The 1,459-nt window shown below is 71.4% G+C and carries 3 protein-coding genes; 2 read left to right on the top strand and 1 reads right to left on the bottom strand.

Going from position 1 to position 1,459, the window contains the following annotated elements:
- Together D180_RS23190 and D180_RS24085 are read left to right on the top strand one after the other, a co-directional pair.
- Positions 1-96: energy transducer TonB (locus D180_RS23190; protein WP_198526594.1), on the top strand; the 96-nt coding region annotated here is incomplete at its 5' end.
- Positions 97-201: 105 nt separating this feature from the next.
- Positions 202-462: a hypothetical protein gene (locus D180_RS24085; RefSeq protein ID WP_157835494.1), complete on the top strand. Its 261-nt coding sequence runs from the start codon at positions 202-204 to the stop codon at positions 460-462.
- Positions 463-529: 67 nt separating this feature from the next.
- Here D180_RS24085 and D180_RS21120 read toward each other — a convergent pair.
- Positions 530-1,459 (bottom strand): hypothetical protein (locus D180_RS21120; RefSeq protein WP_017914333.1); only part of this gene is annotated, 930 nt, incomplete at its 5' end.

The following is a 1,459-nucleotide window of genomic DNA, read 5'->3' on the forward strand; positions in this document are numbered from 1 at the left end:
ACCGTGCGCCGCTGGAAATTCCGCCCGGCGCAGCAGAACGGCCGTGCAGTGCCGGCCAGCATCGAGATTCCGTTCGACTTCAAGCCGGGGCCGTAACTGAACCGCCGCCCGGACGCGCGGGCGGCGTTCACATGGGGGTGACACCCCTGAGGCGGGTCCTGGGTGACACTGGACCCGTCCCACGGCACCGGAGTTGCCGCCATGCCCACCCCGTACAAGTCGACACAGCCGCTGGACGCGTGGAAGCGTCCTGCCCGCCCGTCGTCTGCGCGTGGGGAAGCGCATGCGCGGGCCGATCGCGGGTCGCCCTGGGCCTGGATGATCGTGATAGCACTGGCTTTGGCCGTCGCCGGTTGGTGGCTGGCCGTGGACCGCGACGACGACGGCAGCGGTTACCGCGCTGCCCAGTCGACACCGTCAACACCCGCCAACGATCCGCCGCGTCCGCAGCCGACGCACTGACGTTTCGACAACCCGATTTGCCTCTTCCCCCGGCCGCGCTTGCACGCGGCCGGTGCTGCGCAGGCGATCAGGCGGTGCACAACGCGAAGCCGGCGCCGCGCGCCAGCGTGTCGAAACCCGGGAACGACGTCGCCACGTTCGCCACGTCCTGGATCCGCACCTCGCCTTGCGCCAGCTGTCCGGCGATGGCGAAGGCCATGGCGATGCGATGGTCGCCGTGGCTCTCGATGGTCCCTGCACCCAGCGTGCCGCCGTGGATGGTGGCGCCGTCCGGGGTCTCATCGACGACGATGCCCAGGCTGCGCAGCCCGGTGGCCATCGCCGCCAGGCGGTCCGATTCCTTGACCCGCAGCTCCGCCGCGCCGCTGACCACGGTCTGGCCGTCGGCGGCGGCGGCGGCCACGAACAGCGCCGGGAACTCGTCGATCATGTCCGGCACCACGCTCTCGGGAATCGTCGCGCCGCGCAGCGCCGCGTAGCGCACGCGCAGGTCGGCGACCGGCTCGCCGCCGTGCTCGCTGTGGTTGTGCTCGACGATGTCCGCACCCATCAAGCGCAGCGCGGCCAGCAGACCCGTTCGGCGCGGATTGAGCCCGACCGCCTTCAGGGTGATGTCCGAGCCGGGAATGATGCTGGCGGCGACGATGAAGAACGCCGCCGAGGAGAAGTCCGCCGGCACCGCGATATCGGTGGCGCGCAGACGCTGGCCGCCGCGCAGCCGCGCCTGGCCCGGCGAGAACTCGATGTCCACGCCGAACGCGGACAGCATGCGCTCGGTGTAGTCGCGGGTGGGATGCGGCTCCTGCACCGTGGTGACACCTTCGGCATACAGACCGGCCAGCAGCACCGCCGACTTGACCTGGGCGCTGGCCACCGGCGAGACGAAGTCGATGCCGCGCAGCGGCTGGCCGCCATGGATGCGCAGCGGCGGCACGCCATTGGCCTCGGTGTCGATGCGCGCGCCCATCAGCGCCAGCGGCTCGGTCACCCGCCGCAT

Origin of the sequence: Xanthomonas sp. SHU 166 (genome assembly GCF_000364685.1) — a bacterium.
Lineage (GTDB): Bacteria > Pseudomonadota > Gammaproteobacteria > Xanthomonadales > Xanthomonadaceae > Xanthomonas_A > Xanthomonas_A sontii.

Coding starts and splice junctions, on each gene's coding strand:
- D180_RS24085 (WP_157835494.1), top strand. CDS start 202: ATGCCCACCCCGTACAAGTCGACACAGCCGCTGGACGCGTGGAAGCGT.